This window comes from Nocardia sp. NBC_01009 (assembly GCF_045208035.1).
Taxonomy (GTDB): Bacteria; Actinomycetota; Actinomycetes; order Mycobacteriales; family Mycobacteriaceae; genus Nocardia.
In genome coordinates this window covers 3,726,614-3,749,238 of the sequence record NZ_CP108695.1, presented here as the reverse complement: position 1 = coordinate 3,749,238, position 22,625 = coordinate 3,726,614, and the positions used below count along the sequence as shown (strand labels likewise).

General features: G+C 66.7%; 20 protein-coding genes. 7 read left to right on the top strand and 13 right to left on the bottom strand.

The genetic code is table 11. The features are described from left to right. The 8 genes from OHA42_RS16770 to OHA42_RS16735 all read right to left on the bottom strand — a co-directional run bounded on the left by OHA42_RS16770 (window position 1) and on the right by OHA42_RS16735 (window position 12,133). Complete coding sequence (locus tag OHA42_RS16770; RefSeq protein ID WP_406238167.1) at window positions 1–2,748, bottom strand: nitrate- and nitrite sensing domain-containing protein; 2,748 nt, start codon at window positions 2,746–2,748, stop codon at window positions 1–3. Between the two features lie 311 nt (window positions 2,749–3,059). Next, window positions 3,060–4,088, bottom strand: a complete 1,029-nt coding sequence (locus tag OHA42_RS16765) for a hypothetical protein (RefSeq protein WP_328411756.1) — start codon at window positions 4,086–4,088, stop codon at window positions 3,060–3,062. 44 nt (window positions 4,089–4,132) lie between these two features. After that, window positions 4,133–4,651: a hypothetical protein gene (locus OHA42_RS16760; RefSeq protein WP_406238164.1), complete on the bottom strand. Its 519-nt coding sequence runs from the start codon at window positions 4,649–4,651 to the stop codon at window positions 4,133–4,135. A gap of 28 nt (window positions 4,652–4,679) precedes the next feature. Beyond that, the gene (locus OHA42_RS16755) at window positions 4,680–5,651 is read right to left on the bottom strand and encodes a DUF4436 family protein (protein WP_406238162.1); all 972 of its coding nucleotides are present in this window, start codon (window positions 5,649–5,651) and stop codon (window positions 4,680–4,682) included. 61 nt (window positions 5,652–5,712) lie between these two features. After that, complete coding sequence (locus tag OHA42_RS16750) at window positions 5,713–6,486, bottom strand: alpha/beta hydrolase (protein WP_406238160.1); 774 nt, start codon at window positions 6,484–6,486, stop codon at window positions 5,713–5,715. Window positions 6,487–6,753: 267 nt separating this feature from the next. Next, window positions 6,754–9,255 (bottom strand): phenylalanine--tRNA ligase subunit beta, encoded by a 2,502-nt coding sequence (gene pheT / locus OHA42_RS16745; RefSeq protein ID WP_406238158.1) that lies wholly within the window; start codon window positions 9,253–9,255, stop codon window positions 6,754–6,756. Window positions 9,256–9,302: 47 nt separating this feature from the next. Next, the gene (gene pheS, locus OHA42_RS16740; RefSeq protein WP_406238156.1) at window positions 9,303–10,367 is read right to left on the bottom strand and encodes a phenylalanine--tRNA ligase subunit alpha; all 1,065 of its coding nucleotides are present in this window, start codon (window positions 10,365–10,367) and stop codon (window positions 9,303–9,305) included. A 332-nt stretch (window positions 10,368–10,699) separates the two neighbouring features. Next, window positions 10,700–12,133: an MFS transporter gene (locus OHA42_RS16735; protein ID WP_406238154.1), complete on the bottom strand. Its 1,434-nt coding sequence runs from the start codon at window positions 12,131–12,133 to the stop codon at window positions 10,700–10,702. 124 nt (window positions 12,134–12,257) lie between these two features. Between OHA42_RS16735 and OHA42_RS16730 the strand changes: the two genes are divergently transcribed. Beyond that, entirely contained in the window at window positions 12,258–12,833 is a 576-nt protein-coding gene (locus OHA42_RS16730) for a TetR/AcrR family transcriptional regulator (protein ID WP_406238152.1), read from the top strand. Between the two features lie 44 nt (window positions 12,834–12,877). On the opposite strand, the gene OHA42_RS16725 is transcribed toward OHA42_RS16730, so the two are convergent. The 4 genes from OHA42_RS16725 to infC form a co-directional block, all read right to left on the bottom strand. Beyond that, window positions 12,878–13,699, bottom strand: a complete 822-nt coding sequence (locus OHA42_RS16725) for a TrmH family RNA methyltransferase (protein WP_406238150.1) — start codon at window positions 13,697–13,699, stop codon at window positions 12,878–12,880. A gap of 11 nt (window positions 13,700–13,710) precedes the next feature. Further along, on the bottom strand, window positions 13,711–14,091 hold the full coding sequence (gene rplT / locus OHA42_RS16720; protein ID WP_014983432.1) for a 50S ribosomal protein L20: 381 nt from the start codon (window positions 14,089–14,091) through the stop codon (window positions 13,711–13,713). A 96-nt stretch (window positions 14,092–14,187) separates the two neighbouring features. Then, window positions 14,188–14,382: a 50S ribosomal protein L35 gene (gene rpmI / locus OHA42_RS16715; protein WP_328411703.1), complete on the bottom strand. Its 195-nt coding sequence runs from the start codon at window positions 14,380–14,382 to the stop codon at window positions 14,188–14,190. Between the two features lie 59 nt (window positions 14,383–14,441). Beyond that, the gene (gene infC, locus OHA42_RS16710; protein WP_406239412.1) at window positions 14,442–15,182 is read right to left on the bottom strand and encodes a translation initiation factor IF-3; all 741 of its coding nucleotides are present in this window, start codon (window positions 15,180–15,182) and stop codon (window positions 14,442–14,444) included. 344 nt (window positions 15,183–15,526) lie between these two features. Here infC and OHA42_RS16705 point away from each other — a divergent pair, with 344 nt between their 5' ends. The 6 genes from OHA42_RS16705 to OHA42_RS16680 all read left to right on the top strand — a co-directional run bounded on the left by OHA42_RS16705 (window position 15,527) and on the right by OHA42_RS16680 (window position 19,494). Then, the gene (locus OHA42_RS16705; protein ID WP_406238147.1) at window positions 15,527–15,748 is read left to right on the top strand and encodes a hypothetical protein; all 222 of its coding nucleotides are present in this window, start codon (window positions 15,527–15,529) and stop codon (window positions 15,746–15,748) included. A 4-nt stretch (window positions 15,749–15,752) separates the two neighbouring features. Then, window positions 15,753–16,094: a recombinase RecA gene (locus OHA42_RS16700; RefSeq protein WP_328411700.1), complete on the top strand. Its 342-nt coding sequence runs from the start codon at window positions 15,753–15,755 to the stop codon at window positions 16,092–16,094. Between the two features lie 69 nt (window positions 16,095–16,163). Continuing rightward, complete coding sequence (locus OHA42_RS16695) at window positions 16,164–16,784, top strand: TetR/AcrR family transcriptional regulator (protein WP_406238145.1); 621 nt, start codon at window positions 16,164–16,166, stop codon at window positions 16,782–16,784. A gap of 60 nt (window positions 16,785–16,844) precedes the next feature. Further along, window positions 16,845–18,389: an FAD-dependent monooxygenase gene (locus tag OHA42_RS16690; protein ID WP_406238143.1), complete on the top strand. Its 1,545-nt coding sequence runs from the start codon at window positions 16,845–16,847 to the stop codon at window positions 18,387–18,389. Between the two features lie 153 nt (window positions 18,390–18,542). Continuing rightward, window positions 18,543–18,680: a hypothetical protein gene (locus OHA42_RS16685; RefSeq protein ID WP_406238141.1), complete on the top strand. Its 138-nt coding sequence runs from the start codon at window positions 18,543–18,545 to the stop codon at window positions 18,678–18,680. 106 nt (window positions 18,681–18,786) lie between these two features. Continuing rightward, window positions 18,787–19,494, top strand: coding sequence for an alpha/beta fold hydrolase (locus OHA42_RS16680; RefSeq protein ID WP_406238139.1), 708 nt, complete (start codon window positions 18,787–18,789; stop codon window positions 19,492–19,494). 100 nt (window positions 19,495–19,594) lie between these two features. Here the strand turns inward: OHA42_RS16680 and uvrA are convergent, their stop codons facing one another. Further along, entirely contained in the window at window positions 19,595–22,621 is a 3,027-nt protein-coding gene (gene uvrA / locus OHA42_RS16675; RefSeq protein WP_406238137.1) for an excinuclease ABC subunit UvrA, read from the bottom strand. Window positions 22,622–22,625: the final 4 nt, after the last annotated feature.

The window sequence follows — 22,625 nt, the reverse complement described above, 5'->3', positions numbered from 1 at the left end:
TCACCGAATCTCCTCTGCGGTGGTTGTGGCGAAACCTGAGGTCTGCACCAGATCCGTGGCGCGCGTGTCGGTATCGGGAGATCCGGCAACGTGGGCGTGTGGTGATGCGGAGTGCGCGGAGTCCGGCCCGCCCCGCTGATGGCCGGCCCGGAACGACGACAGCATGCCGCGAACCTCGTCGGGCGAACGCTCCGTCATCGGCGCGCTCGGCTGCCCCGATCCGCTGCGCGGTGCGCCGCCAGTCGTTTCGGACGCACGAGTTCGCTTGTTGCGCTTGACCAGTCCGTTGCGCGTGCGCCGCACGCCCGCTACCTCGACAGGCGGTTCGCCGGATTCGACGGACGTGTCGCCGGTTTCGGGGATCACCCGCATCGACTGTTCCGACGCAGGCAGCAGGTCCGCGGGCGCACCCGCCTCGAGACCGTCCTGCGCATGCCCATTCGTAGCGGCATCTCCTGACGATCCGGCGATCCCGGCCGCGGAGCCGTTCGCGGCAGGCAGACCTGGCATCGACTCGTGCACCACGGAGGCATCGGATGCGGACAGCAGGTGCGTGAACGGCGCAGGCGCGGGTGTCGGCGATCCTGATCCCGCCCTGGGTTGAGCGGGGCCCGTCATTCCCGGGGTGCGGCTTCCCACTGAGCCGGTGAGCGTCCTCCGGTCGGTGTCGCGCGCGGATCCCGATCGGCTGATCATGTTTACCTGCGCACTCGTCGCCACGGTGACCTGCTCGGATGCCGCCGGTTCCGCGACCGTCCGTCCCGCTGGCGGCGCAGGATGCCGATCCCTGTCGCCGGCAAGAATATTCGCGGGCAGCAGCAACCGGGCAACGATCCCGCTGACCGGCGACACTATGAGTTCGACATCGATGCCGAGCCGCTGCGCCAACCGCCCGACCACGTAATGCCCGAGGTAGCGCGTCGGCGCGACAACGAAGTCCTGCTCGCCGCGCAGCCTGGCATTGGCCGCGGCCAACTGCGGCACCGGCATGCCGACGCCGTGGTCCACCACCGCGAGCAGATAGCCGCCGGGCAGCTTTCGCCCGTAGATCTCCACCTCGAGATCCGGTGGGGAGAAGGCGAGTCCGTTCTCGATCAGTTCGGCGAGCATGTGCGCGAGCTCGCTGACCACCGCGCCGGTAATGGCGATGTCGTCCACCCGGCGCAGCACGACGCGGCGGTAGTCGTCCACCTCCGACAGTCCGGCCCGGATCACGTCGGTGAGCGGGATCGGCTCGGCCCAGCGCCGCGGGCTCACCTCCCCGACGAGGACGAGCAGGCTTTCGGCGTTGCGACGCATGCGGGTTGCGAGATGGTCGAGCTCGAACAGGTTCGACAGCGCCTTGGGATCGAGTTCTTCTCTTTCGAATTCGCTGATCAGACCGAGCTGGCGGCGCACCAGATTCTGGTTGCGGCGAGCCAGGTTGGCCATCGACTCGGTGGTGTTGCGGCGGACGAGCGCCTGCTCGGAGGCGAGTTCGAAGGCAGTGCTCTGCACCCGATCCAGCGCGCCTGCCACGGCCGCGATCTCGATGGTAGCGCCGCGCGGTGTGCGCACCGGCGGCGGCGGATCGGGCGATGTATCACCGGAAACCTGCCAAGCCGCAATGACATCGGGCAGCCGTCGGGTCGCGACCTCGTCGGCCTCGGCCGCCAGCGTGCCCAGTGGGCGCACGATGGCTCTGATGCTGGTGATCACCAGCATCACCTCCGCGAGAATGGCGAGCAGTGCGGCGAGCAAAAATCCGCCGAGGGTCAGCGCGGCGTTCTTGCGCAGCACGGCGGCGCGCTGCCGGACATTGTCACCGACCGCCTGCTGCACTGCGCGCTGCTCATCGATGACGCCGGACATCTGCGCCCACCAGGTGATCGGATCGAGCGATCGCACCAGCGGACCCATGCTGGACGCGATCGCGATATTTTCCGATTCCATTGCTCTGGTGGCGTTTTCGCTGCGCATCGCGGCCTCGAGGAACGCCTGCTCGGCCGCGGTGGCATCACGCGCAAAGGCAGCAAGACCGGCGGCCTTGGCGGCGCGGATGTCGAGGAACTGCACGTACTCGCCGGGACCGAATTCATCGGCGGCGAAAACGCCATTGAGGAATCCGCGTTCCTTGGCTGTGTGCTCCTTGGCGTCGCCCAGCGCGTACAGCGCTTGCAAGCCATGGCGGACCTGCGGGTCATCGGCCTGATCGAGACCGAGCGCAAGGCGATTCAGTGCGGCGATGCCATCGGTGTAGAACTGGAAGGCGGCTTGCCGGGTGGTTCGCCGGGTGTCGACCTGCGTGCGGGTCGCGGCGAGCGCGCCGAACTGTCCGACCGCCGAATGCACCTGGGCCACACCGGGCGGACCTCCCGCCAACGCGTCATCGAGCAGCCCCAATGACCGGTCGGTGCGGGCGCGTTGCTCGGCGACGGGCTGCTGCAGCCGGGTGTCGCCGCCGAGCAGGCCGTTGCTCAACCCACGTTCACGCTGCGCTTCCTGCACCACGTCCTGCACCGCGAGCGCCAGCGACACCGCACGCACCGTGTCGCCACTACGCCGGAAGGCATCGATTTCGCGGGCGATGGTGATGCCGAGCAGTGCGAGCACCAAAGTCAATGAGAGAGCGAGGATTCGGGCCAATTGCCCCCGAATGGTGCGTGGCCGCACTATTCGATTGCTCGGCACCTGCCGTTCATCTCTCGCCTCGGTTCGGGTGAGTTCCGGTGTGCCGCCGGATAATTCCGGTCGTCGACGTACACGCACCACCCTGCTCCTCCGCTGCCGGCCGTGCCAGCTCCACGGCGAGCACACGGAAAGTCAGGGGCAAGCTTCCCCAGGGCGCATCGCGGTGTCAACGCGAAAACTCGACAAATCGGACATCGGGCATATTTGTATACATGCTGGTAATCAACCGTTTCCGAGGTGTCGGTCCGCTCACACGCCGACCCAGAGCACTGTGACTTCGCGCGAGCAGAAACCGATGGTCCACCACCTTCGAATCCGAGACCGCGGCGGTCGATCGGCGACAGCACAAACCGCGCCGGACACACCGGCGCGGTTCGAGAAATGCCGAGTCAGTTCGTGGCGTCGGCGAGAATGCCGAGCACCACATCGGAGGTGTAGAAGGGTTCGAGGCGCTCGCGGATCAGCTTGCCGAGCACGCCGTTGCGCTTGGCGCCCTCGATCACCGCGGGACCGTAGCGCAGGATCTCGGTGGCGATGTCGTCGCCGGACAGGCCGAGCTCGGGCAGCATCGCCGCGAGGGTGTAGTCGCCGTACTTGGTGAAGAACACCTCGACGCATTCGTCGACGAGCAGGCCGAAGTACTCCTTTTCCCGTGTGGTGATCGCTATCTCATAGCAGATCAGCACCAGCTCGTTGAGGTCCTTCTGAGTGAGGTAGTCGCGCAGGCCGCTGACCGGCTCGTCGGCGTGCAGATCCCAGAATTCCATCGCGGCCGAATGCACCGGCGCATCACGGAGCATTTCGCGGATGGCGTTATTGGTCCGCTTGAGGGCGAACATGGCGCCCTTGCCCGCCAGATCACCGACGAAGGTGCCATCCGCGGCCTTCTTGGCGCGGTTGGCCGCGGACTGCCCCAGCGACATCAGCGAGGAAACACCGGGGATCTTCTCGGCGCGCTCCCGATTGGCCTGCATGAAGTCGTTGATCAGCTTGTCGACGAACTTCGAGGCGACGGTGGCGACCAGCGGACTCTCGGTGAGACGGTCCAGGATGCGCTCCTGCGCCTGATGCATCCCGAAGATCTTCTCCAGCAGCGCCTCGACCGGCTCCCGATCGACCACCTGGCCGAGGGTGTAGTCGTTATTGGTCGCGATGTGGTCGTAGATCGAATCGGAGAACACCCCGACCATATCGGCGATGACGGGGCTACCACCGATCAGGTCGATGATCGTGGCCACCGTCTGTTTGGCCTGGTCGAGCTCGACCACGTCCCGGAAGACGAGGGTGTCGGCAACACCGATGACCGCCTCCACATCGCGGGCGATCACTTCCGCGAAGCGGTCGCCGGTCACCTCGGCCAGTAGAAATTCCACCTGGGCATCCAGTAGTCGGTCGGCGATCTCTCGCGGCTGGCTCATCGAGTTGCACCCTCACATATCCGTTGTCTCCTACGCCCGGCAGACTACGGCTCTGTTGTTTCGATGTCGTTGCTGTGCAACGACTTCCGTATCCGATCCAGACGCTCGCGCGCGGCTTTCTCGCGCGCTTCCCACTGTTCGTCGGCGCTGCGGCCCGCCGGGGTCTGCCGGTCGAGCTCGCCCATCCCCTGCGCGGTACCGAAGCGCTGCTCGACCTTATCGCGAACTGACTCGAAAGTAGGGACTCCCTCGGGCGAATATCCACCCACCGCCGCCGACGGCGGGATACCGGTCGGCGGTACCGGTACCGCGGGTACCGCAGAAAGCCCTCCGACCTGCCCGGATGCGCCGAGGTTCGCCGGAGACTCATGCGAGAGCGATGGTTCGGTGTCGGGAGTCACATCGACATCGACAATGGCATCATCGGTCGCCGCCGCCGTACCGAGAGCCGCGTGCACCCCGGTTAGCGTCGGACGTTCGGCCGTCGCGGCGCGTAGCACGGCCAGCAGCTCGTCATCCGACAATGCCGCCAACCGGGCGACAATCTCGCTGATATCGCTCATATGGCCAGGTTACGCAGCGCGGCGTCGACTAAGGCTGCCCCGAACCGATCCCGGCTGAAACGGACTGCCGGTCCAACAGATCATCCACGGGACTCGGCTCCGACGGCGGCACCGCGCTCACCTCCTGCGCGGTCTCCTCGCGCTCCTTGACGACCTCGATCCGATAACCGATCAGGATCGAACCGACCAGCGCCGCCGAGATGATGCCCTCGGCGATGAAGAAGGAAGCGAAGTCGATGATCGAGCCGATCGGCGGGGCGCTCGGCACGGCGTTGCGCAGCGGGATGAGCGCGAACAGCAGCGCACCCATCATCGAGCAGGCCGGGAATATCAGGCCGCGGCGGCCATCGACCAGGTAGTAGGTCGCGACCGCGGCCGCGATTGCGATCGCGAGCATCAACACCATGATGAACAGCGCGAAGACCAGCGAGGGTGTGGACCGCGTGGCATGCAGAGCGAGGTCGACGCCGTCGATCTGGCTGTCGACCACCTCAGGGGTCTCCGAGACCGCGAAGAAAGTGTCACCGCTGGACACGGCGGCCGCGACGGGAACGTGCTTGTCCCCACTGATCATGTCGAAAGCAAGTACGGCCTCGTACTTGTCGAACGGGTAATCGGTGAACGTCCCCGACATGGCGATCTTCACCTCCGCGGCCGAGATCGGTTCGCCCGCCTTGATGGTGATCGGTTCAGACTTCAGCCCGGAGGTATAGAGGATGGCGTCGCTGGCGAAGAAACCGAGTCGATCGGCATAGACGCCGTGCGGCCGCGCCGTCACCTCCACCGACACCGCTTGTGCGGCTGGATCGATCTTGCCGATCCACACTCCGAGATCGACTCGATCGGACTTGTCGACGTCACCGAAGGGGTGCACCGCCGCCGTTCGAGCCTTGCCCGCCTCGTACATCGACAGACTCACAGCCAGCACCACTATCAGTGCGATCACCGCCACCAGCGCGGGCAACACCGCGCCGCGCTTCTTCTTCACATTTTGTCCCACACACCAAAAATACTGGGGCCCAATCACCTTCGATTTCGCCACCACGGGAAGTCATCGAACGCTACGTCGAGACTATGCCTGCGGCACCGGCCCAGTCGCGAATGGTGCCCGCCCAGTCCCAGCCGCACTGCATGATGAGGTCATTGTGCCCGGCACCCGGCACTACCAGCAGCCGCTTCGGTTCCGGGGCCGCGGCATACAGCCGCTCGGCGTGGCGCAGCGGTAGCAGTTCGTCCTGGTCACCGTGCATGAGCAGCACGGGCGCGCACAGCGTAGATATCCGCCGCAGACTCGGGTAGGCGTCGGGGACCAACGGCCGAGGCAGGAACGGGTACACCGACCTTGCCGCATCACGGATGCCGGTGAAGGTAGACATCAGGATCAGCCCGGCGGGTGGATGCACGGTCGACAGCTCGAGCATGACCGCGCCGCCGAGCGACTTCCCCAGATACAGCAGCCGATCGGCGTCGACACCCGGCTGCTCGAACAGAACGCGCCGCGCCGCGCGGGAATCGAGGTAGGTCCCATGCTCCGTGGGCCGCCCGGTGCTGCGCCCGTAACCCCGGTAGTCGAACGCGAGCACATCGAAACCAGCCTCCGTGAGCAGCGCGAATATCGGCACCCGGTCGCCGATATTGCCGGCGTTCCCATGCGCGAACAGCACATGCCCGATCGACCGGCGAGCAGGCACCCACCAGCCGTGCAGCTTCTCCCCGTCAGCGGTCGCGATGGACAGCTCGGCGTACTCCAGCCCCAGAACGGCCGGAGTCTGCGCGATCTCCCGTTGGGGCAGGTAGGTCAGCGCGTGCAGGATAGGGCTCGCAGGATGCCGCATGCAGCCCTTCTTACTCGCTGCCCACATGGCGCTGCGCTCGGGCCTCGTTGATGACCGGCTTCGGGCCGCGCGCCCGCACGGCGGGCCCGATGACGCCGCTGCACAGTTCGATCGCGATATTCGGGAAACTGGCTCGCCTGCAACAAAATCCGCGGATCGCGAGGCAGCCGCACGACGATGACGAATTCGCCGAGCTCACCGATCGTAAAACTGAACACGTCGAGACCGCGCGGCCACAATGACCGCGCGGTCTCGACGTCGGAACAGTCAGGCGCGCAGGACCGCGCCGACGGCATCCGCCGCGGCCGCGACCGCAGCGTCGCGGGCGGCGCTGGCCTCGTCCTCGGTGAGGGTGCGGTCGGTGGCGCGGAAGCGCAGAGCGTAGGTCAGAGACTTGCGGCCCTCGCCGGCTTGGGCACCCTCGTAGACATCGAAAAGGGCGATGTCTTCGAGCAATTCGCCACCGCCGGAACGCAGTGCCGATTCCACCGATGCGGCGGCCACCACCTTCTCGACACTCACCGATACGTCCTGCAAGACGGCAGGGAACGGGGAAACCACCGGTACCGGGCGGGATTCGCGCAGCGGCAATGCGTCGAGGTCGAGTTCGACGGCGCAGGTGCGCGGCGGCAGGCCTGCGCGTTCCAGCACGGCGGGGTGCAGTTCACCCGCGTGGCCGACGATCTCGCCGTCGACGAGCAGTTCGGCGCAACGCCCGGGATGCCACGGCAGGTGCGCGGCGGCCTTGCGTTCGATGGTCACGCCCGCCGCGTCGGCGACGGCGTCGGCGAGGGCGAAGGCGTCGGCGGCCTCCACCGCACGACCGGGGCCCCACGGACCGCGCGGGTCGCGGCGACCGGTGAGCACGGCGGCCACATGCACCGGCTGCGCGGGCAGCGAGCCGATCAGTTCCGCGATCTGCTCGTCGGTCGGGCGGCGGTCTACCGGCAGCGCTGCGATCGGCGCGACGTTCGGGCCGGTCAGCACCACCTGGGCGATGCCGTAGACCGCAAGGTCACGCGCACCGCGCGAGATGTTGCGGGCGGCAACTTCCAGCAGGCCGGGCAGCAGTGTGGTCGCCAGTTCGGGACGCTCCGCATCGAGCGGGTTCAGCACCCGGGTGGTGGCGCGGCGCGGGTCGTCGGCGTCCAGGCCCCAGGTGTCGAACACACCCGGCGGCAGGAATACCGGCGGCGGCACCTCCACACAACCGGCGAAGGCAAGCGCCCTGCTCACCCCGCGACGGCGACGCTGGGTCGGGGTGAGTCCGCGTCCGGCGGGTGCGGTCGGGATCACCGAGGGGATCTGCTCGAGCCCCTCCAGCCGCAGCACCTCCTCCACCAGGTCGGCGGGCTGGGTCAGGTCGGGCCGCCAGCTCGGCGGGGTGACGACCAACTGGCCGTGCCCGGCCTCGCTGACGCCGACATCCACCTTCGCGCCGATCTGGGCCAGGCGCCGCGCCGAGGTACCGGTCGGGTAGGTGACGCCCGCGACGCGATCGGCCAGATCGATATCCATCCGGATCGGGTCGGCGGCCGGCACCGGCACTCGAACATCGGTGAGCACGGATTCGACAGTGCCACCGGCGATTTCGGCAAGCAGCGTGGCGGCGCGATCCAACGCGATGACATTGATCTCGGGATCGACGACCCGCTCGTAGCGCTTACCCGCCTCCGAGGAGAGCTTGTGGCGCCGCGAGGTGCGGTAGACGAGCAACGGATTCCAGGTGGCGGCCTCGAGCACGATATCGGTCGACGCGGCGCCGACTTCCGTTGTCGCACCGCCCATGACGCCCGCCAAGGAGATGACGCCCGAATCGTCGGCGATCACCACATCCTCGGCATCGAGCACGCGCTCGGTCTCGTCGAGGGTGCGCAGTGTCTCGCCGGTGTTGGCGGTGCGCACCACCAGGCCGCCGGTGAGCTTGGCCGCGTCGAAGGCATGCAGCGGCTGGCCGAGTTCGAGCATGACGTAGTTGGTGACGTCGACAGCGGGCGAGATCGGGCGCACGCCGGCCAGCAGCAGCCTTCGCTGCAACCACCAGGGGCTCACCGCGTTCGGGTCGATGCCGGTGACTCGGCGGACCGCGAAACGCGTGCACTTCGAGTCCGGTTCGAGCCGAACCGGCCAGGCGTCCTGCTCGTCGTCGGGCAAGGTCCGCACGGCGGGGTCGGCGTATTCGAGGTCGTAACCACACGTCAGTTCGCGAGCGAGACCGCGTACCGAGAAGCAGTAGCCGCGATCCGGAGTGATGTTCAGCTCGATGATGGTGTCGTCGAGGCCGAGCAGCTCGTTGGCGTCGGTCCCGGGCTCGGCGGTGCCCGGCTCGAGCACCAGGATGCCCGAATGGTCCTTGCCGATACCGAGTTCGGCCACCGAGCAGATCATGCCGTTGGAGATATGCCCGTAGGTCTTGCGAGAGGCAATGGCGAAACCGCCGGGCAGCACCGCGCCGGGCAGCACCACGACGACCAGATCACCGACGGCGAAATTGGTTGCGCCGCAGACGATCTCCTGCAGATCAGGATTGCCGACATCGACTTTGCAGAACCGGATCGGCTTCTTGAACTCGGTCAGCTCGGTGATCTCGGCGACCCGGCCGACTACGAGCGGCTTCTCGATATCACCGGTCACCCGCTCGAGCTTGTCGACCTCTTCGACCTCCAGCCCGACACGGACGAACCCTGCGTCGAGCTCCTCCGGCGTCACCGACCACTCGGGGGTGGTCCGCCGGATGATTTCCGTCAGCCAGGACTGCGCTACTCGCACTTGACGTTTCGCTCTCTCGATCGAAGGAAGTTCTTGAATCGCCCAGCTCAGGACCGGATACCGAAGGGCAGCGTGAAACGCACGTCACCCTCGACGATGTCCCGCATGTCCGGAATGCCGTTGCGGAACTGCAGCGTCCGCTCCAGGCCCATACCGAACGCGAACCCGCTGTACACCTCGGGGTCGATCCCGCTGGCGATCAGTACCTTCGGGTTCACCATGCCGCAGCCGCCCCATTCGACCCAGCCCGCGCCGCCCTTCTTGTCCGGGAACCACACGTCGACCTCGGCCGACGGCTCGGTGAACGGGAAGTAGTTGGGGCGCATGCGGGTTCGGGTCTCGGGCCCGAACAGGGCCCGCGCGAACGCGTCCAGAGTGCCGCGCAGGTGCGCCATGGTCAGGCCCTTGTCCACGGCCAGCCCCTCCACCTGGGAGAACACCGGAGTGTGGGTGGCGTCGAGTTCATCGGTGCGGAACGTGCGGCCCGGGCACACGACATAGATCGGCACCTCGCGCTCCAGCATCGAACGCACCTGCACCGGCGAAGTGTGCGTGCGCAGCACCTGCCGCGAACCCTCCGGCGCGATATGGAAGGTGTCCTGCATCGTGCGCGCGGGGTGGTCCGGGAGGAAGTTCAGCGCGTCGAAGTTGAAGTGCTCGGTCTCGACCTCCGGGCCTTCGGCAACCTCCCAGCCCATCGCGACGAACACATCGGCGATCTGCTCGGAGATGACGGTGATCGGGTGGCGCGCGCCGACCTGCTGCCTGCGCGCGGGCAACGTGACGTCGATCGCCTCCGCGACGAGCACCGCGGCATCACGCTCGGCCAGCAGCACCACACGTCGCGCTTCGAACGCCTCGGAGACCCGCGCCCGCGCGATATTGACCCGTTTGCCCGCGTCGGCCTTCTCGGCCTTCGGCAGGCCGCCCAGCGCACGCTGCGCGAGGGCGAGCGGCGCTTTGCCGCCGAGATGCTCGGTTTTCGCGACGGCGAGCGCATCGAGGTCGGCGGCAGCGGCAAACGCCTTCTCGGCCGCCGCCGCGGCGGCGGCCAGTGCCTCCTCGGTGAGCGCCGCGCTCTGCTCGACTGCTGCGTCGTTGTCGTCGGCCACGATCGTTCGACTCTCCCCTGGGGATCGGTTCGAGGGTCCGCATGATTGCCTACCCACATTGCTGCTGGTCGAATCGTATTCGATCCGGCATGGCCGATTCACCCGGATTACCGCTCCCCCGCTTGCCGGGCGTGTGCTAGCGGCCGACTTCGCAGGCCGCGGAGGCGAACGCGGCGATGCCACATCGACCGGACCAGCACCGAGGCCGGTGGCGGCCGCCGCCGGAATACCGCGATGACGTGCTGCGTCCGGTGCGATGGCAGCCAGGGCATACGAACAGCTGTGCCCCCTGCTCCGATCAGGGACCGGAGCAGGGGGCACACCCATACCGCTCAGCGAACCTGAGTGATCTTCCCGGGCAGCAGCCACGCAACCACCGCGCCGACCGCGACAATGCCTGCCCCGACCCACACCGCGGGCACCATGCCGTCGACGAAACTCTGCGGGCTCAGGTAGGAGCCATGTGAGGCGAATACCGACGCCAGCACTGCGACACCCATCGCGACACCCACCTCGCGAATGGTGTTGTTGGTGCCGGAGGCCATCGCCCGATCCTCGGGTGCTGCGCTGGCCATCACGACCGTTGCGCCGGGTGCAAAGGTCAGGCCCATACCGATGCCGCCGAGCAGGAACGGCCCGATAAACGATCCGTAGCTCGCGTCGACAGTGGAGATCGCCGCCATCCAGGCCAGCGCGACAGCCAGCGCGGCCTGCCCCGTGGCGAGCAGTGTGCGGGCGCCGACCCGATCGACGATCAGGCCCGCGAGTGGCGCGACCACCATCGGTGCCAGCGTCCACGGCATGGTGCGAATGCCCGATTGCAACGGGCCATAGCCCTGCACGACCTGGAAATACTGCGCCAGCAGGAAGATCGAACCGAAGACACCGACCGAGAAGGTGAACACCGTCGTGTTGCTCACCCGGAAGGCGCGGGACCGGAACAACCGCAACGGCAGCATCGGGTCCGGAGTCTTCAGCTCCCAGGCGATCAGGCAGCCGAGCAGCACCGCGCCACCGAGCAGCGCGGACAGCACACCAGTGGAGGTCCAGCCGTCGTCGGCGCCGTGCACCACACCCCACACCACCGCGAGCACGCCGCTCGCCGACAGCGCGAGCCCGAGCGGATCCAACCGCCGCTTGCCGCCGTAGGACTCGGCCAGCACCCGCGCCGCGAAGGGCACCACCAACACGCCGATGGGCACGTTGATCCAGAAGATCCACTGCCAGCTCAGACCCTCCACCACAGCACCGCCGATGAGCGGACCGAGAGCGACGCCGAGGCCGGAAATGCCGCCCCAGATGCCGATCGCGGCGCTGCGCATCTTCTCGGGTACCGCCGAGGACAGCAGCGTCAACGACAACGGCATCACCGCGGCAGCGCCGAACCCTTGAATTGCCCTGGCGGCGATCAACATCCACGGATCGGCGGCCAGTGCGCAGGCCGCGGAGGCGACGGTGAAGAGCGCGATTCCGGACAGGAATACGCGGCGGCGGCCGAGCCGGTCACCGATCGCTGTCGCCGTGAGCAGCAGCGAGGCGAAGGCGAGGGTGTAGGCGTTGACGAACCATTGCAAGTCGCCGAGCGAGGCGCCGAGCTCGGTGCGGATTACCGGCAGCGCATTGGTCACCACGAGGTTGTCCAGCGTGACCATGAACATCGGGATGCCGACGGCGGCCAATACTGCGGCGAGAGGTCGGGCGCGGCCTGGACTCCCCGGCGCCGCGACGGGTGCCGACGGATCGGCGACTTCAAGAATCTCGTTCATGTCCAGCCCTTGTTGTAATCGACTGATAACTAACTCGATCAAAAGTATGCATCGACTGATAACATGTCAAGGGGCGGTCGGATTTGGTAGACAAACCATCGACGGGGACGCCAAGGAGGACGACATGACGACCGGCACCAGGCTGACCGCCGCGCAACGGAGCGAAGAAGTACTGAATGCCGCCATTACCGCCTTTGCCGAGGGCGGCTACGCGGGCACCAAGACCGACGAAATCGCCCGGCTCGCCGGCGTCTCTCAGCCCTACGTGATCCGACTGTTCGGCACCAAGCAACACCTGTTCCTGGCCGCACTGCACCGGGTCTGCGATCGCATCGAAAAGGCCTTTCGCGCGGCCGACGACGAACGCACCGATCGCGATGCACCCCCCACGGAGGCATTACGCCAGCTCGGCCGCGGCTACAACGTCTTCCTGGCCGAGCGAGAACTCCTGCAGGTGTTCATGCACGGCATCGCATCGAGCTCCGACCCGGTGATCGGCGACGAGGTACGCGCGCGGTTCGGCCAGATCTTCGCGCTGGTGCGCGAGCTCACCGGCGCGCCACTGACCGAGGCCCGCCGCTTCATCGCCACCGGGATGCTGCTGACCGTGATGAGTGCCATGCAGGTCGCGGGACCCGACGCCATCCCGGCCGACTGGGCCGAGGAAATCCTCGAAAACCTGTCCACCGAAGGGCATTAGGCCACTTCACAGCGCGACACAACAACACTCGGGCGGCGGGAGCTCTACTTCGCGTGCTGCACGCGTGCACTCGCGTACAGGCAGATGGACGCGGCGGCAGCGAGGTTCAGGCTCTCCGCGCGACCGTGGATGGGGATGCGCACCCGGTGATCGGCCCGGGCCGCGACCGCGGGATCGAGTCCGTGCGCCTCATTGCCGAACAGCCAGGCGACCGGACCGGCGAGCAGAGCGTCGGCGTCGTCCAGGTCGACCTCACCGTCGGCCGCGGTGGCCAGAATCGTAATACCTGCCGCCGCAATCGCATCCAAGGTCTCGGCGATATCCCGACACCGTGCGATGGGCACGTGGAACAGGCTGCCCGCGCTGGCGCGCACGCATTTGCCGTTGTGCGGGTCGACGGTCTCCCCCGCCAGCACCACACCCTGGGCGCCGACCGCGTCGGCAACCCGGATCAGCGTGCCCGCGTTGCCCGGTTCGGCGATCTCGACCGGCACCGCCAGCATCAGGGGATTCGCGGCGAGCACCTCGGCGAGCGGCACATCGATCAGCTCGCACACTGCGACGAGCCCTGGCGCGGTGACGGTTTCACCGAGCAGTTGCGCGGCCCGGTCGCTCACCAGCGTGGTTCGCACGCCACTGCCCGCGGCACCGGCCACCAGTTCGTGCTCGCGCGCCGCGGCGCCCGCCGAATAGAAAAGCTCCTGTACCCGCCCCGTATCAAGGGCCGCCGCAACCGAATTGGCGCCCTCGGCGAGGAACTGACCGGTCTTGCGACGGTTCGCGGTGCGATGGAGCTTGACAGCGGAAACGACCCGCGGATTGCGCTCGGAGAGCGCATCCGCGGGTCGTTCCGAAAGGTCTGTCACGTAACCCGAGCTCAGGCAGCCGGGGCGTTGACGTCCTGCGGGAGGGCGGCCTTGGCCACCGCGACCAAGCCGGCGAACGCCTCGGCGTCGGAGACGGCAAGCTCGGCGAGGATCTTGCGGTCGACCTCGACACCGGCAGCCTTCAGGCCCTGGATGAAGCGGTTGTAGGTGATGTCGTTGAGGCGCGCCGCGGCGTTGATGCGGGCGATCCACAGCTTGCGGAAGTCACCCTTGCGCGCCCGGCGGTCCCGGTAGGCATAGGTGAGCGAGTGCAGCTGCTGTTCCTTGGCCTTGCGGTACAGGCGCGAGCGCTGTCCGCGGTAGCCCTTGGAGGCCTCGAGGATGGAACGACGCTTCTTCTGAGCGTTGACGGCCCTTTTGACGCGTGCCATGGGTCAGTCCTTTGTCGATCTAGGGGGCGTCTGCGTTGCGCCCCGGAGTTGGTCGGTGGTCGGCGTCCGGAATCCGGATCGCGGATGCTGCTGGTCTCAGAGACCGAGCAGCCGCTTGACGCGGGGGACGTCAACGGACGCGACGGACTCCGTGCCATCCAGACGACGAGTCCGACGAGTGGACTTGTGCTCGAGCAGGTGGCGACGGTTGGCCTGCTGGCGCAGCAGCTTGCCGCGACCGCTCACCTTGAACCGCTTCGACGCGCCGCTGTGGCTCTTCATCTTCGGCATGGATTCCTCTATCTGTGTCGTACCGGCGGTCCTGCGCGGACCGCCGGTGCTGATCGTTGTTACTGCGACTCGGCCGACTCGGCCGGTGCCGCGGGGGCCGCCGCTGCAGGAGCGGCTTGCGTGTCTGCGGCAGGCGCAGCGGGGCGCGGGGCAGGCTGCGACCGGGCCGCCGACTCTTCCTGCGCCTTCACACGCGTCTTCGCACCCTTGTGGGGCGCGAGGACCATGGTCATATTGCGACCGTCCTGCTTGGCGGAAGTCTCGACGAAACCGAGCTCGGCGACGTCGGAGGCCAACCGCTGCAGCAGTCGGAAGCCCAGCTCGGGGCGCGACTGCTCACGACCACGGAACATGATCGTCACCTTGACCTTGGAACCGGCCTCGAGGAAGCGAACAACGTTGCGCTTCTTGGTCTCGTAGTCGTGGTCGTCGATCTTGGGGCGGAGCTTCTGCTCCTTGATGACGGTCTGCACCTGGTTCTTCCGAGACTCGCGCGCCTTCTGCGCCGTCTCGTACTTGAACTTGCCGTAGTCCATGATCTTGCAGACCGGTGGACGAGCGTCCGGAGCCACCTCGACCAGATCAAGATCGGCCTCGAGGGCGACGCGTAGTGCATCTTCAACACGCACGATCCCAACCTGTTCACCGCCGGGTCCGATGAGTCGAACCTCGGGAACACGGATGCGATCGTTGATGCGGGTCTCAGTGCTGATGGGGCCTCCTAGGTCAAGCGATGTCGTCTGACAACCGCGTGCAATAAATGCAACCCCTTGTTCAACGCAAAAGCCCCGGTGCGGTATTTCTCCGCAACGGGGCCCGAGTCGACCGGCCACCGACATCGCGCGCCAACGGCGCTCGCGTCGACCCCTGTGCTCATCAGCTCCTCCGCGGCGAATCACTCTCCGCGCACAGCATCCCTGCACAAGAAACCCGCCCTGGAAGGGCGGGTGACCGGACCGTTTGACCTGTACGATTACTCGTCGGCAACGGTGGGAGTCGGGCTCCACTTATCAGCCCAAGGCAAGCCGAGGGCGGTCGTCGGCGAGAAGTCTAACATTCCCGCTCGCTATCGCCGAATCGCCCCGTTGATCACTTGTCCGTGTCCAGTCATCGGGCCGCAGCGCGTCGACGTGGAGTTCCGTCAGTGACCAGGCCATTGTCGTGGCTACGCGACCTGCGCACGGACTGGCTCGGCGCACTGAGCAGGCTCACCGAGGGCGACTTGGACAAGCCCTCTGCGTATCCATGGCCTGCCGACGCGGCGCTGACAACCGCACACCCGGCCGGCTGGGTCAACGCCGAACTGATGAAGAACGCCGCCGAGATCGGCCAGCTCCGACTGCTGCGGACAGCCTCGCTAGCCTGATCCCATGACTGAACAGCCCGACACCACCGTCCGCGAACTGGCCGACATCCCGGCGGTCGAGGTGATCAGCCGCGCCGCGATGATGCTGATGAGTGCGGCGGCGGAGAAACTCGGGCTCGGCGACGCAGACCCGGACACCAGCCCGCACCGCGATCTGGACGAGGCCCGCCGTCTGATCACTGCCCTCGCCGGCCTGGTCACCTCCTCCGTCGAGTACTTCGGCCCGCACGCCGGCCCCTACCGCGACGGCCTGCAGTCTTTGCAGCGCGCCTTCCGGGAATCCTCTGCACATCCCGACGAGCCGGGCAAAGGGCCCGGCGAGAAGTACACCGGCCCGGTTTACTGATCCAATCTCAATAATTTTGCCCGACGGGAAATCTTGCCCGTCGGGCACTTTTATCGGTACGCTGATGTCATGCCGGAGGAACAGGTACTCGGTCTGCGGGAGCGCAAGAAGCTCGATACCCGCAAAGCATTGAGCGACGCCGCGCTCGAGCTGGCGATGGAGCGTGGCCTCGGGAACGTGACGCGCGACGACATCGCGGCGCGAGCGGGGGTGTCGGTGCGCACCTTCAACAACTACTTCACCGGCAAGTACGAGGCGCTGGCCTATCGGCAGATCGAGCGGATCCAGCGCAGCCTGATCGCGCTGCGGAATCGCCCTGCGGGCGAACCACTCTGGAGCGCGATCGGCGCGGCGGTGTTGGAGCCGTTGGAGGCCGACGGTGTCGGGGCCGCGCCGCCGACCACCGAACAACTATCGATGGTTCGTGAACTGCTCGATGCGCCGGAGACCCGAATCGCGGTGTCCAAAGGCGTATTCGACGACTGGGTCGAGGTGATCGCGGAGCGCACCGGCACCGATCCCGAGCGTGACCTCTATCCGCGGTTGGTTGCGGGCGTGCTCGGCGGCGTCTATCAGGCCGCGACGGAGACATACATACACGCCGATCCACCGCTGCTGCTCACCACCCTCCTACGCCGTGCCATCGAACAGGTCGCCGCCGGACTACCCGAACCTGCTGTCGACGGCTGACCGCGCCGCACAGCAAGAACCGCAACACACAAAAATCAGTGACAAAGAGGTGTATTCGTCATGCCCGAAATATCTGTCGACGTTGTTGTTTCCGGTGCCGGACCGAACGGGCTCATGCTCGCCTGTGAGCTCGCCCTGGCCGGTGTGCGCCCGATCGTGCTCGACAAACTCACCGAGCCGAGCGCCGAGCCGAAGGCCAACGGCCTTGTCGGCCAGGTGATTCGGCTACTCGATATGCGCGGCCTGTACCACGAGTTCGGCGGCGCGCCCGGCGCTCCGCAGCCGATTCCCGGATATGGATTCAGCGGCATACCGATGTCCTTTGCCACGCTGCAAGACAATCCGATGTACGCGATGCTGCTCCCCCAGCCCAGGCTGGTGCGGCTGCTGGAAAAGCGGGCGCTCGGGCTCGGCGTGGACATCAGGTGGGGGCATGAACTGACCGAGCTGACTCAACAGGACGGCCGCGTCACGGTCGGCGTGGCCGGCCCCGAGGGTCACTACGAGCTGACAACCGCATTTTTGATCGGGGCCGACGGCGGCAAGAGCTTTGTCCGCAAGTGCACCGGAATCGATTTCCCCGGAACCACATTCGCCACCACACTGACTCGGATGGCGCATGTGAGCCTGCCGGCGGAGCTGCGCTCGGCCGACGGTGGCCTGGAGGTTCCCGGATTCGGCCGACTGCCGGCCGGACACAACCGCCTCGAGCGCGGCGGGTTCGTCTTCGCCGAGCTCGACCCTGGCAGGCCGCTCATCGCAACCATGGAGTTCGACACCGAGCCGGTCCAGGAGAACACCCCGATGACGCTGGATGAGCTGCGTGCGAGCGCGCGCCGAGTCCTCGGTGTCGACCTGCCGATCCAACCGCCCACCGGTGCCGGCCCGCACGCGCTGCGCAGGATGGACGGTCAGAACACCCGCCAGGCCGACCGCTACCGCGACGGGAATGTATTCCTGGTCGGCGATTCCGCCCATGTGCACTCCGCCATGGGCGGGCCGGGGCTCAATCTCGGACTTCAGGACGCGGCCAATCTCGGCTGGAAACTCGCCGGACACATCAACGGCTGGGCCCCATCCGGTCTGCTCGACAGCTACCAGACCGAGCGCTACCCGGTCGGCGAACGTGTCATGATGCAGTCGCTCGCCCAGACCACCTTGATGGCGCCCGGCCCTGAGGTCACCGCGCTACGCACGCTGCTCGGCGAACTGCTCGAATCGCCCGACAACATCGCACACCTCGCGCATCTACTCGCCGGATCCGACGTCCGCTACGACGTGGGCGACAGCCACCACCTCGCCGGACGAATGGTCCCGGAGCTGGTCATCGAAACATCGCACGGCAGCAGGCGAGTCGCCGATCTACTGCACAAAGCGCGCCCCGTGCTGCTCGACCTGACCGCCGGCACCGAGTTCGCCGACGCCGCGCACGGCTGGACCGACCGGGTCGATATCGTCGCCGCAACCGGTCCCGACGCCCCTTCGGCACTGTTGATCCGACCGGATGGATACGTCGCCTGGGTCGCGAACGAGTCCGGACGCGGCAACGCGGATCGCCTGCGTGACGCGCTGATTCGGTGGTTCGGTTCGCCGCGACACCCCTGATACAGCGGGTGGATTCCGAACCGGCCACCATCGCCGCGGTGCCGCCGAAGCTCAGCAACCGCACCGAACGTCTTTGCCATCGCCTCGTCGGTGATCCGCTGTAGCTTCACCGCTGCCGTCGCCGATCAGATGCGTGATGCGGACGCGCCTACAATGTTCGAGCAGCTAGTCCGCATCGGTGCCGACTACCTCGAACTGCCGACCGGCCACTGGCCGATGTACTCCCGACCCGAGGAACTGGCCGATCTCATCCATACCGTCGCGCAGCGCCGAGCGACCGAAGTCACCTGAGCAGACGGCAATGAATGGCGAAATACCCTGTCCAGGTTGATATCTCGCACACCGAGCCATAACGGTGATTTGTCATTGACGGGGTGTGACATGCGATGCTCGGTGGATGGCACGCATACTTCTGATTCCCGGATTCTGGCTCGGTGCGTGGGCATGGGACGAAGTCGCCGACGACCTTCGCGGTCGGGGAAACGAGGTGCTCGCGCTGACCCTGCCCGGGCTCGATCCCGCCGACGACGGTCGACTGCAGGCCACGCTGGAGATGCAGGCGCAGGCGATTCTCGATGCGGTCGCGCCGGCGGAAACGGCGGTGCTGGTCAGCCATTCGGGCGGCGCCGCGCCCGCGTATCTCGCCACCGATATCGCCACCGAGCGGTTCAGCAGGGCGATCTATGTGGACACCGCGCCGCTGCCCAACGGATTCATCCTCAACTCCGCCCTCGATGACGCGGTCCGCGAACTCGCGTTGCCGGACTGGGATCAGCTGCAGGCCGACGGCACCAGCATCACCGGCCTGGACGACGCGATGCTGGCCCGATTCCGCGAGCGTGCGGTATCCGAGCCCGCGGGCGTCGCGGCGCGCCCACTGCAATTGAGCGATTCCGCGGCCCGCCTTGCCGTTCCGACGACGGTGATCTGCAACAGCATTACCGCCGACCTGGTCAAACAACTCCGCGACGCCGCCGAGGAGCCCCTGTTCGCGGAGCTGGCCCGCATCGACGCCGAATACATCAACCTCCCCACCGGCCACTGGCCGATGTGGTCGAAGCACAAGGAACTCGCCGACCTGATCCATACCGTCGCGAACCGCTGATTTCGCTCGTCCGCCACTGGTGCCGGTTCGGGGGTCGTGAAATGGTGGCTCGGAGCAAGACTCGTTGCCAGCATTTCACTGTCCTCGGACTGCCTGATCGTCAGCGCAGTGCGGCAGCCTTGCGCGAGGCGCGTTTGGCAGCGGCGCTCGGGGCGGCGATCTTGGTTGTCGTGGTTTTGGCCGGCGCGGCTTTGCTCGACGCTTCCTTGGCCGCGGCGGCCGTGGTCGGTGCTTTCCTCGCGGCCTTCTTGGCCGGAGTCTTCGGCGCCGTCGCGTCGGTCAGCGCGTGCTGCAGGAACTGCCCGGTGTAGCTGTCGGTAACGGCCGCAACATCTTCCGGAGTCCCTTCGGCCACTACGGTGCCGCCACCGGAGCCCCCCTCCGGGCCCATGTCGATCACCCAGTCCGAGGTCTTGATGACGTCCAGGTTGTGTTCGATGACGATGACGGTATTGCCCTTGTCGACCAGGCCGTTGATGACGAGCAGCAGCTTGCGGATGTCTTCGAAGTGCAGGCCGGTGGTCGGCTCGTCGAGGATGTAGACGGTGCGACCGGTGGAACGCTTCTGCAGCTCGGCGGCCAGCTTCACGCGCTGTGCCTCACCGCCGGACAGGGTGGGCGCGGACTGGCCGAGACGCACGTAGCCGAGGCCCACGTCCACCAGTGTCTTGAGGTAGCGGTGGATCGAGGTGATCGGCTCGAAGAATTCGGCGCCCTCCTCGATGGACATATCCAGCACTTCGGCGATGGTCTTGCCCTTGTAATGGACCTCGAGGGTTTCGCGGTTGTAGCGCGCCCCGTGGCACACCTCACACGGCACATACACATCCGGCAGGAAGTTCATCTCGATCTTCAACGTGCCGTCACCCGAGCACGCCTCGCAGCGACCGCCCTTGACGTTGAAGGAGAATCGGCCCGGCTGGTAGCCGCGCACCTTCGCCTCGGTGGTCGCCGCGAACAACGTCCTGATCTTGTCGAACACGCCCGTGTAGGTGGCCGGGTTCGAGCGCGGCGTGCGGCCGATCGGCGACTGGTCCACCTGCACCAGTTTGTCCAGCTCGTCGAGACCATTGATCCTGGTGTGCCGGCCCGGCACCTGTCGCGCACCATTGAGCTTGTTCGCGAGCACGGTCGCCATGATGTCGTTGACCAGGGTGGACTTGCCGGAGCCCGACACCCCGGTCACCGAGGTGAGCACGCCGAGCGGGAAGCTGACGTCGATCCCCCGCAGGTTGTGCTCGTTCGCACCGACCACGGTGAGCTGACGCTTCTTGCTGACCGGGCGCCGCACCAGCGGCACCTCGATCCGCTCCCGGCCCGAAAGGTAGGCGCCGGTCAGCGAATTCGGCTCGCTGAGCAGTTCCTGGTACGGACCGCTGTGCACCACCGTGCCACCGTGTTCGCCCGCCAGCGGACCGATGTCGACCACCCAGTCCGAGGCACGGATGGTGTCCTCGTCGTGTTCGACCACGATGAGGGTGTTGCCGAGATTGCGCAGCCGCGTGAGGGTTTCGATGAGCCGACGATTGTCGCGCTGGTGTAGTCCGATCGAGGGCTCGTCGAGCACGTAGAGCACACCGACGAGGCCGGAACCGATCTGGGTCGCCAGCCGAATGCGCTGCGCCTCACCGCCGGAGAGCGTGGCCGCCGCCCGTGACAGCGACAGGTACTGCAACCCGACATCGAGCAGGAACCCGAGCCGTGCCTGCACCTCCTTGAGCACCTGCCCGGCGATCGCGGTCTCCCGCTCACCGAGGGTCAGCGAATTCAGGAAGTCGGCGCAGTCGGCGATGGACAACTCGCTGACATCCGCGATGGACTTCCGCTCGCCGCCCGCAGCGATGGTGACCGCGAGGATCTCCGGGCGCAGCCGGGCGCCGTTGCAGACCGGGCACGGCACATCGCGCATGTACCCGTCGTAGTGCTCTTTCATCTGCTCGGATTCGGTGCTCTCCATGCGCCGCTGTAGGAACGGCATCACGCCCTCGAAATCGGCGTAGTACGAACGCTTTCTGCCGTAGCGGTTGGTGTAGGAGACGTGCACCTGATCCGAGCTGCCCTCCAGCACCGCCTTGCGCGCCTTGAGCGGCAGGTCCTGCCACGGCGTGTCCATGGAGAAGCCGACGGATTCGGCCAGGCCCGACAGCAGCCTGTTGAAGTATTCGGCGGTCTGGCCGCGCGACCACGGCGCGATCGCACCGTCGGCCAGGCTCAACTCCGGGTCCGGCACCACCAGATCCGGGTCCACCTCCTTGCGGATGCCGAGACCGGTGCAGTCCGGGCAGGCGCCGTAGGGCGAGTTGAACGAGAACGACCTCGGCTCCAGGTCCTCGATATCGAGCGGATGCCCGTTGGGGCAGGCCAGGCGTTCGGAGAAGCGCCGCTCGCGGTCGTGTGCGTGCTCGTCGCGATCGACGAAATCGAGCACCACGATGCCGTCGGCGAGCCGCAGCGCCGTCTCGATCGAATCGGTGAGCCGCTGCTTGGAATTCGGCTTGACCGAGAGCCGGTCGACCACGACCTCGACGTCGTGCTTCTCCTGCTTCTTCAGCTTCGGCGGATCCGACAGCGGATAGACAACACCGTCGACCCGAACCCGGGAGTAGCCCTGGGTGTTCAACTGATCGAACAGGTCGACGAATTCGCCCTTGCGGGTGCGCACCACCGGCGCGAGGACCTGGAACTTGATGCCCTCTTCCATGGCGAGCACCTGGTCGACGATCTGTTGTGGCGACTGCTTGGCGATGAGCTCGCCGCATACCGGGCAGTGCGGAGTACCCGCACGCGCGTAGAGCAGGCGCAGGTAGTCGTAGACCTCGGTAATAGTGCCGACGGTCGAGCGCGGGTTGCGGTTGGTCGACTTCTGGTCGATGGACACCGCGGGTGAGAGACCCTCGATGAAGTCGACATCCGGCTTGTCCATCTGCCCGAGGAACTGGCGAGCGTAAGCGGACAGCGACTCCACGTACCGGCGCTGGCCCTCGGCGAAGATCGTGTCGAAGGCCAGGCTCGATTTGCCCGAGCCCGACAGTCCGGTGAACACGATGAGACTGTCGCGGGGCAGATCGAGGTCGACCCCCTTCAGATTGTGCTCCCGAGCTCCGCGCACAGTGAGGCGTTCCGCCACCAGG

Coding starts and splice junctions, on each gene's coding strand:
- OHA42_RS16700 (WP_328411700.1), top strand. CDS start 15,753: ATGACTGAACAGCCCGACACCACCGTCCGCGAACTGGCCGACATCCCG.
- rpmI (WP_328411703.1), bottom strand. CDS start 14,382: ATGCCGAAGATGAAGAGCCACAGCGGCGCGTCGAAGCGGTTCAAGGTG.
- rplT (WP_014983432.1), bottom strand. CDS start 14,091: ATGGCACGCGTCAAAAGGGCCGTCAACGCTCAGAAGAAGCGTCGTTCC.
- OHA42_RS16760 (WP_406238164.1), bottom strand. CDS start 4,651: ATGAGCGATATCAGCGAGATTGTCGCCCGGTTGGCGGCATTGTCGGAT.
- OHA42_RS16730 (WP_406238152.1), top strand. CDS start 12,258: ATGACGACCGGCACCAGGCTGACCGCCGCGCAACGGAGCGAAGAAGTA.
- OHA42_RS16735 (WP_406238154.1), bottom strand. CDS start 12,133: ATGAACGAGATTCTTGAAGTCGCCGATCCGTCGGCACCCGTCGCGGCG.
- OHA42_RS16750 (WP_406238160.1), bottom strand. CDS start 6,486: ATGCGGCATCCTGCGAGCCCTATCCTGCACGCGCTGACCTACCTGCCC.
- OHA42_RS16680 (WP_406238139.1), top strand. CDS start 18,787: ATGGCACGCATACTTCTGATTCCCGGATTCTGGCTCGGTGCGTGGGCA.
- OHA42_RS16695 (WP_406238145.1), top strand. CDS start 16,164: ATGCCGGAGGAACAGGTACTCGGTCTGCGGGAGCGCAAGAAGCTCGAT.
- OHA42_RS16690 (WP_406238143.1), top strand. CDS start 16,845: ATGCCCGAAATATCTGTCGACGTTGTTGTTTCCGGTGCCGGACCGAAC.
- OHA42_RS16685 (WP_406238141.1), top strand. CDS start 18,543: ATGTTCGAGCAGCTAGTCCGCATCGGTGCCGACTACCTCGAACTGCCG.
- OHA42_RS16765 (WP_328411756.1), bottom strand. CDS start 4,088: ATGAGCCAGCCGCGAGAGATCGCCGACCGACTACTGGATGCCCAGGTG.